The organism is Trinickia diaoshuihuensis, assembly GCF_003390925.1.
Lineage (GTDB): Bacteria > Pseudomonadota > Gammaproteobacteria > Burkholderiales > Burkholderiaceae > Trinickia > Trinickia diaoshuihuensis.
Map to the genome: position 1 here is coordinate 1 of NZ_QUBS01000046.1, position 8,712 is coordinate 8,712.

Genomic DNA, 8,712 nt, shown 5'->3' on the forward strand with positions numbered 1-8,712 from the left:
CGGCGCCACGCGCGTGACGTGCAGCCCGCGCGCCTCGACGTGGGCGCGCGCGCCGGCCTCGTCCTGGGCGTCGACGACGAGGGCGACAATCCGGTTCTCCGGTGAAAGCGCTCTGACTTCAAATTGCATGGTGCCGCCTGGTGTGTCTGTCCTGCCTGCCGACGGCATCGCCTTGCGTCCGCTGCCCGCTCGCGGTGGGCGCGGGCGCAAGGCGATGCCGGGTCCGCTCGCGCGGACTCGGGCACGGCTTCATTCGCTGCTGATGTCGGCGTCCTCGCCGGCGCCGCCCGGTTGCCCGTCGCGGCCGTAGGAGATCACCGCGTAGTCGCCCTTGGTGCCGGGCACCTGATAGACATAGGGATGGCCCCACGGATCGAGCGGCACATCCTTCTTCAGGTAGGGGCCGTTCCACTTGTCGGCGCTGGCGGGCTTGACGACCAGCGACTGCAGCCCTTCCTCGGCGGTCGGGAAGCGGCCGACGTCGATCCGGTAGTTGTCGATCGCCTTGGTCAGCACGTCGATCTGGGCGCGGGCTACCGTCACCTGCGACTTGCCGAGCTGCGCGAAGTAGCGCGGCCCGACGATCGCCGCCAGCATGCCGATGATGACCAGCACCACCAGCAGTTCGAGCAGCGTGAAGCCGCGCGCGCGGCGGCGGATTGCGAGCCGTGGCCGGCTTGCGCCGCTCGCCTGGACCGTGGTCCCGTTGATCATCGATCACCCTTCGAAAAAATTGAGCGGGCGCCCCTACCGCGGGCGCCCGGATCTGCCTGGCCAGTGCCTTGCGGCATCAGCCGCCGGCCGTCAGTAGCCGATCCCGAGCACGATGTGCTCCGGCACCGGCACCTGGATCGTCGAGCTCTGGTTGTTCACGTCGTCGAAGGCATAGCCGTAGGCCAGGCCGCTCACGCCGTGGTCGTGCCAGAACCGCGCGTACTCGTTGTACGGCGAGGCCGCGTAGTACGCCGAGGGCACGTTCCATTTGCTCGCATCGCCCATCACGTGACGGTTGATCGCCGCGCACAGTTGCGCCTCGATCTGCTGCTGCGTCGCATCGCCGTCGAGGAACACGTCGTTGCAAAGCAGCACCGCCTGCGTGCTCGGCTTGTTCACCGCATAGGTGCTGCCGGCGAACTGGCCGTTGTGCTGGTCGATCTCCTTGAACACCAGTTGCGTTCCCGAGGTGCGGCCGACGAAGGCACGCGCTCCCGCCACCACAGGCAGGTCGTTCGAGGCGTAGAACGTCCACATGTCGTTGACGTAGCCGTCGAAGTAGTTGCCGTTCGCCTTGCCGGCCGCGAACGAGTCGTGAGCCGGCGCCATGATCCGGAAGTTCGACGGGGCCGACGGCTGGAAGGCCGTCGAGACTTCACGCGTGTAGGCCTGGAACAGATCGGCGCGACGCTGCGCGATGCCGGTGCGCTGATGCACCGTGCCGTTCGCCGAGTAGACGTCCTGCGTGAGCGGGAAGCCGAACTCGTCGACTTGCGTGGTGTTGATCCACAGACCGTTGCCGCCGTAGGCGAACTCGTACCAGTCGAACGGGATGCCTAGACTCGGGTCCGTGCCGTTGTTCGGATCGGGCGGCGCGAAACCGATGCTGCCGTCCGCGGCCTGGTTGATCTTGATGTACAGCGGACTGCCCAGCGACACGAAGATCCGGCCGGAGAACATCGGCGGCAACTGCAGCGTCTTGCTCTGCGCGAGCGTGAAAAAGTAGTTGCTGTAGTTCTGGCCATTCGGTGCCGTCAGGTGGTTCGGCGCATCGTTGTCGGCCACCGACGAGGCGACGATCGTGCCGTCCGGTTTGAGCCAGGCGAACTGGCCCGTCGCCGGATCCCGCGCAATCACCGCCACGTACACCTGGTCGTCGGAGTAAGCGCCCTGCGTGTTGTTCTGCAGGTCCACGCCGATCAGACCGGGTTTGACGGTGTAATTCGGTACCGTCGTGTCGACCGTCAACGTGGCGCTGTTCGACGTCACGACCGTTCCGTCCGGGCCGGTCACCGCCACGCTGAACTGCTTGCCGCTGTCGCCGGCCACCGCGGCGGCCGTGTCGTAGACCCGGCTGGTCGCGCCGGCGATCGCCTTGCCGCCGAGTTGCCACTGGTACGTGTACGGCCCCGTACCCGACATCATCACCGCGAAGTGAGCCGGCTGGCCGACGGGTACCGACTGGTTGGCCGGCTGCTCGATGAAGGGGCTGGCCGGCTGCGGCTGAGTGCCGGTGCCGCCACCGGTGCCTGCCGCCTTCGACGGATCGTTGTACACCGCGAACTCGAACAGCGAGTAACCGTAGCCGGTCGCGCGCTGCTGCCCTTGCAAGCGGATGTAGCGCGCCGTCGTGGTGTTGAACGACAGGTCGTCGATGCCGCCCTTGCCGTTGGCCTGGGTATAAACGGTATTCGACCAGTCGACGTTGTCGTGCGAGGCCTGGATCAGGAACTGCTTGCCGTAGGCGTTCTCCCAGTTGATCACCACCCGGTTGAAGGTGGTTTCCTTGCCAAGGTCGATGGTGAGCGACGCGTCATCGGCGAAGTTCGACGAGAAGCGCGTGTTCAGGTTGCCGTCCACCGCATTGGAAGCCGGATAGCCGTCACCCTCCAGGCCGCTCGCCGTGGCCTTGGCACCCAACGCCAGGTTCACCGCCGCCGCCGCTTGGCCGAACGTGACGTTAATGCTGTGCGGCGCCAGCACGTCGTCGAAGGTGTAATGATCGACGATGCCGATGTCCTTGCCGTCGACCTGCACGCCCGTCACGGCGCCGCCGGCGGCCGGAACGAACTGGTAGGTCTGCACGCCGCCCTGCAGCACCGAGGTGCTGCCCGTCGGCGTGAGCGTGCCCGCGCCGCTGGAGGTGGCCGTGATCGGGAAGGCCGGGGTGTTCGCGGTGTTATAGACCTCGAACTCGAACAGCGAATAGCCGTACTGCGTGGCCCGCTTGGTGCCATACATGCGCACGTAGCGCGCCTGCACCGGCGCCGGGAAGCGCAGGTCCTCGGTGCCGCCCGTGTCGCCCGTCTTGGTCACCGCGTCGTTCCACTGGGCGTTGTCGGTCGAGGTCTGGATCTTGTAGTCCACCCCGTACGAGTCCTGCCAGCGCAGCACCACGCGATCGACGGTCTGCACCGTGCCGAGGTCGATCGTGATCGACTGCGGATCGGAGAAGGCCGAGGACCAGCGCGAATTCAGGCTGCCGTCCGTTGCATTGGACGGGCCGTAGCCGTCGTTCTCGTTGCCGGTCGAGACGGCAGGCCTGCCGAGCGCCAGGTTCGCGCTCGGGGTCGGCGGCTGCGTGTTGCCACCGCCGCCGTTGTCCCCGCCAGTGCCGCCAGTGCCGCCAGTGCCGCCAGTGCCGCCGTTGTTGCCGTTACCACCGCCATCGCCGCCATTGCCGACAGTGGCGGGCACCACCGTCAGCAGGGCTTGCGCGCTGCTCACCGTGCCACCGGCGTTGCTGACGTCGACCGTGTAGATCGCGCCATTGTCGTTCGCGACCGTGAGGGCCGGCGTGGTGTACGACGGGATGGTGGTGATCGCGATCAACTGGCCGTTGCGCTTCCACTGGTAGTCGAGCGGACCGGTGCCCGTGACGGCGACCGTAAAGCGCGCAACCTGGCCTTCGCTGGCCGTGGTCGCCACTGGCGGCGTCACGATGACCGGTGCCGGCGAGGTAGTGCCGGACACACACATCACCCAACCCGGCGTGTTGTTGATGATGCCCGCCCAGGACTTGCCCGAGGACTCGACGAACCAGGCGTTGTTGTCGATGTTCGGCACCGGGGTGGTGGTCCAGGTGCGCCACGGCGACGGGAACGCGCAGGATGCGTAGTTGGCGCGCGCGATCGTCATCGCCTCGTTGAGCGTCGGGATCCGCATGCCGATCGACTTGCAGTACTGGTCGGCGATCTGCTGCGTGAACTGCGCCCCGTCGGCCGCGAAGGTGGTGTACGTCTGCTGCCAGGTCAGACCGCTGACGTTGTCCTTCACGGTCGGCACGAACGGACCGGACGGCAGTCCCGGAATCGTCGACTGCCAGGTACCCGGTTGCGCGGGGATCGGCGTGTAGCGCTCGGTGGCGCTGTTAGCCGAGCATTGCGGCGCGTCCAGCACTTGGAACTCGAACAGTGAATAGCCGTACTGCGTGGCGCGCTTCAGGCCCAGCATGCGCACGTAGCGCGCCGACTGGCTCGCGAAGAATTGCGTCTCGGTGCCGCCCGCGCCGGTGACCGGCGCGGTGGTGCCGCCGGCGCCATCGGGCTGGCCGTTCGGGAACACCGTGTTCCAGGTCTTCTCGTCGTTCGACACCTGGATGTCGTACTGCGAGGCGTAGGCGTTTTCCCAGATCAGCACGACCTTGTTGAAGGTCTTGACCGAGCCGAGATCGACCTCGAGCCAGGACGGATCGACTTCCGGCGCCGAGGACCAGCGCGTGGTGGTCGAACCGTCGATCGCGTTGGCGGCCATCAGCCCGCCGTTCTGATCGCTGCTCGATTTGGCCAGCGCACCCAGCGCGAGGTTGGAGGCGTCGGTGCCGCTGACGGTCAGCGTCGCGGTGCGGCTACTGACGTTGCCGGCCGTGTTGGTGACCGTCACCACGTAGCTACCGGCGTCGGTGGACTGGGCCTGCGAGATCAGCAGGCTCGGTTCGTTGTCGCCGACCGGCTGACCGTTGTGGGTCCACTGGTAGCTGAGCGGGTTCGAGCCGGTGGCGCTCACGCTGAAGGTCGCGCTCTGGCCGAACGGCACGCTCTGGTCAGCGAGATCCGAGACGATCACGGGCGGCGCCGCCACGTTGACCGTTAGGGCCACCTGGTCGGAGGTGACGACGCCGGCGCTGTTCCTGACGATCACGCTGTAGAGCGAACCGCTGTCGGTGGTCTGCATCACCGGCGTGTCGTACACCGGCGAGTTCGCGCCATCGATCGGCTGGTTGTTCCTCAGCCATTGGTAGGTCAGCACCGGCGAGCCGGAGGCCTGCACCGTGAACTCGGCGCTCTGGCCCGCGGTAATGTTTTTCGCGAGCGGTTGCAACTGGATCGTCGGCGCCTGCGGCTGCACCAGCGAGACCACGGCATTGCGCGAATCGAGCTTGCCGATGCTGTTGCCGACCTCGACGCTGAAGGTCGCGTGGTCGTCGCCCTGCTGCAGTGCCGGCGTGGTGTAGCTGTACGCGTTGGCGCCCGCGATCGGTTGGCCGTTCTTGAACCACTGATAGCCGATCGGCGTCGCGCCGGCGGTGAGCACCGTGAAGGTGGCGCTCTGGCCCAGCGTGACGATCTGGTCGCTCGGCTGGGTCAGGATCTGCGGCGCGCTCTGCTGCTGCGGGCCGACGTTCATGTCAGTGCCGTCGAACGGCTGCGTGTCGGCGAGCGGCACCGGCTGTACCACGAACGAGGCGTTCGCGCTGGCCAGGCCCGGCGACGAGACCGTGACGTTGACGGTGCCCGGCTGGAACTGCGTTCGCACTGCGATCTTCGCCATGCCGCCTTCGGCCAGCAGGTTCGGATCGCCCGGCGCGTGCCAGCCCTGCGGCTGCGAGTGGTCGACGTAGTGGTCCGTACCGCCGCGATAGGTGCCCGGGCCGCTGACGGCGAAGGTCAGCGTCTGGCCGGCGTCCGGCACCAGATTGCCCTGGGCGTCCACCACCTTGGCCGTCAGCGTGGCCGCGTCGGTACCGTTGGCGGTCAGCACGAAGGTGTCGCCGTCCGGCTTGGTGATCTGCGGATCGACCGTCAGCAACAGGTGGTCAGCCGGGCCGGCCGTGACCAGCGTGTCGGTGGCGGCAACCTGCAGGTCGTCGTTCAGACACTCGGCCACCAGCGTGCCCGGCTGAAACGGGATGTTGTCCCAATGGACCTGGTCCGGCAGCAGCGTGGTGTTCTGCGTGATATCGGCCGAGGGGTCCTGGTTCACCGGGTTCGGCGTCTGGGCCGGGCCGACGATCTGGCCATTCAGGCGCAACTGCACCGAATGGCAATTGCTGAACGCGTTGACGCGCACGTTGCCGGTCGTGTTGCGGTTCCAGGTGTTCGCCAGCTTGACCACCGGCTTGATCTGGTTCGGCGTCCAGAGCGCCTGGTAGATGTAGTACAGCAGGCGCGGGAAGCGATTCGCGTCCATCATCGACGCGCCGTTCGAACGCACGTTGGTATTCAACGTGCCGTCGGTCTGCGTGTTGATTTCACCCGGCGTATCGGCGAGGTACCAGTGCGCCATACCGAACGACTTGCCCGCCACGCTGTGTACCCAGTCGCGGATGTAAGACGCGGCGAACTGGATCTCGAAATCGTACTTCCAGCGGCCCAGGCCGTCGCCCCAGTATTCCGAGCCATAGGCAGGCACGCCCGGGTTGCTCTGCTTGACGCCGACGTCGCAGCCCTGGCCCGAGCAGCCGAGGATGTCGCCGTTGGCCGGATCCGGCGTGCGGTCAGCCTGGGCGCGCGTGTTGACGAAGTCCCAGGTCCGCGAGATCTGTTTGAGCTGCTTGGCGATGCTGGTGTCCATCTTGCCGTTGTTCGCCTCCCAGGCGAGCACGGAGGGATGATTGCGATCATGGATGATCATGTCGCGGTGCAGCTCTTCCTTCAGCGTAATGTTGTCGGCCGATACGCAATTGCCCGTGACCGTGCCGCTACAGATCGCGCTGAAGCCGTTTTCGCCGTCGCCGCTGGGCTGCAGCATCATGATGCCGTAGGCGTCGGCGGCGTCGAGCCACTCACGGCCCTGGCTCGAGTGGCCGGGGCGATAGGAGCTGCCGCCCGCCTGCGCGAGCAGCGATAGATCCTGCCATTGGAGGTTCGGCGGCACGGCCGAGCCGAGCGCTGGGTAGTCGTAACGGCCCGAGGCGCCCCACAGGAAGTGAGGGTGACCGTTGATAATCGGGAAGTTCTGGTTCCAGGTGATGGTGCGGATGCCCAGCGGGCTTTCCTTGGTATCCACCACCACGCCATTCACGCTGACCGAATGGATCACGTGATACATGTACGGATGACCGTAGATGCTGTTGTTCGGATACCAGAGATGCGGGTTGCTCACCGTCAAGATCTGATCGAACAGGGCGGGCGCGAGCGGCCCGGTGCTGTTGGCCGGCAGCGTGCGCGTGTCCTGCGCGGTGGCGACCACTGCGCCCGAGGCGTCGACGATCTGTGTCGTCAGCGTGACCGGCTGGTCCGACGAGTACTCGTTCAGGACGTTGGTTTGCACCCGGATCGTTGCGGACGCATCGTTCGCCGTGACGGTCGCCACATAGGTGCCCCACGTGTTGAGCACCGCGTAGACGTTCTCGGGGATGTGGATGCGGTCGGTGATGTCCATCCAGACCGGGCGGAAGATGCCTGTGTCGTCCTGGCCGAAGCGGAATGCACCCGAGAAGCTCGGCGACTCGAAGAACTTGTCGCCGCGTGAGACCTTCACCGCCAGCACGTTGTCGAAGGGCTGGCCGTTCGCGTCCTTGAACTGCACGTAAGGCGTGATGTCGACCACGAACGGAATGAAGCCGATCACGTGCGTGGCTTGCGCGTTCGCCGCGACCTGACTATTGCCCGGGATGAAGTGGCCGTTGATGTAGACCTGCACGCCCGTGTGCGCGCCTTCGAACTCGACGAGAATCTTGCGGTTGAGCTGGTCGGGACCGAACGAGGGATCGAGCGTGAAGTGCTTGCGGTACCAGTTGGTATTGCCGGTCAACTGGCCTTGGCCGCCGCCCGACTCGATGTTGAGGAAGGTGTCGTTGTCGGCGGGCGTCTGCGGCACGCCGATCGACTGCCACTTCGAATCGTCGAAGGTCCGATTCATCGAGTTCGGATCATCGACGTCTTTGATGTATTTCCACGGCGTCGCACCCAGGTTGATCCGGATGTGATTGCTCGGCGGCAGAGGCACGGCCGCACGCGCAGGCACCGCGGATAGCAGGAATAGCCCCCATAACAGGAGCAATAAACCCGCACCCTGCCAGGCTGAATGCCTAACACTTTTGCGCATGTTGAGTTTCCCAGTTTTTGCGTTTTAGGTACCTCTTGCACTCAAGGCTGCGCATCCCGCGCACGCCCCTTAATGCCATGCAGCGCGACCCCCGGGGCCCGACTTCCGGCTGGTCCCGCCTACGCTCCCGATACATCGCCCGCCCCGTCGGACTCGCCCCGTTCTTGGCGGCGCGCAAACGTTTCACCCGACAAATAGGGGATGACCCTTACGTGGCACTAGTTGCGGATAACGGCCCGGAAATTCGAAATTGATTAGGTGTAAACCCTCGAAATCGTCAATTTGTATGAATAAATGACGAAGTCCTGACGGGCGGGTGTCGTATTGGTGAAAATTGGCTTTCTAATGCATGACAAAACGAGATGTATGCGGGGTTTTGGGGGATGAGCGGGGTAATAGCACCGTCCGGTAAACGGGAAGCGCGTAATTGCGTTTCGCGACTCGCCCTCCTCGGAACGGCATTCAAGCTGACCGAGGAAGCGCGAAAACCCGGCGCCGCATCCACGGCCCGGAAAAGATCAAGCTGTTGCTCGAGGGCGTTGCCTTCGAGGACGGCGAACCGGTGCAAGGCAATCGACCGCGTCAGCAGAAACTCGCCGCTTGAAATCGATCGCCGTCAAATTGTTCATGCACCACTCTTGACGGAGCTAAAGTCGAATGTGGTGTACGGGGGAGTTGAGGCGGGAAGTTGAAGGCGGTGGAGGTTTCAGCTGAGAATCTGATTGTCGA

2 protein-coding genes and 1 pseudogene are annotated in these 8,712 nt (G+C 65.3%); 1 reads left to right on the plus strand and 2 read right to left on the minus strand.

The genetic code is table 11. From position 1 onward, the window contains the following. Window positions 1-249 precede the first annotated feature (249 nt). Complete coding sequence (gspG, locus tag DXT59_RS10270; RefSeq protein ID WP_116136809.1) at window positions 250-714, minus strand: type II secretion system major pseudopilin GspG; 465 nt, start codon at window positions 712-714, stop codon at window positions 250-252. A gap of 90 nt (window positions 715-804) precedes the next feature. Next, entirely contained in the window at window positions 805-7,983 is a 7,179-nt protein-coding gene (locus tag DXT59_RS10275) for a beta-1,3-glucanase family protein (RefSeq protein ID WP_116136810.1), read from the minus strand. A gap of 422 nt (window positions 7,984-8,405) precedes the next feature. Here DXT59_RS10275 and DXT59_RS10280 point away from each other — a divergent pair. Then, window positions 8,406-8,587 (plus strand): annotated as a pseudogene (locus tag DXT59_RS10280) (IS256 family transposase); the annotation flags it as partial. Window positions 8,588-8,712 lie beyond the last annotated feature (125 nt).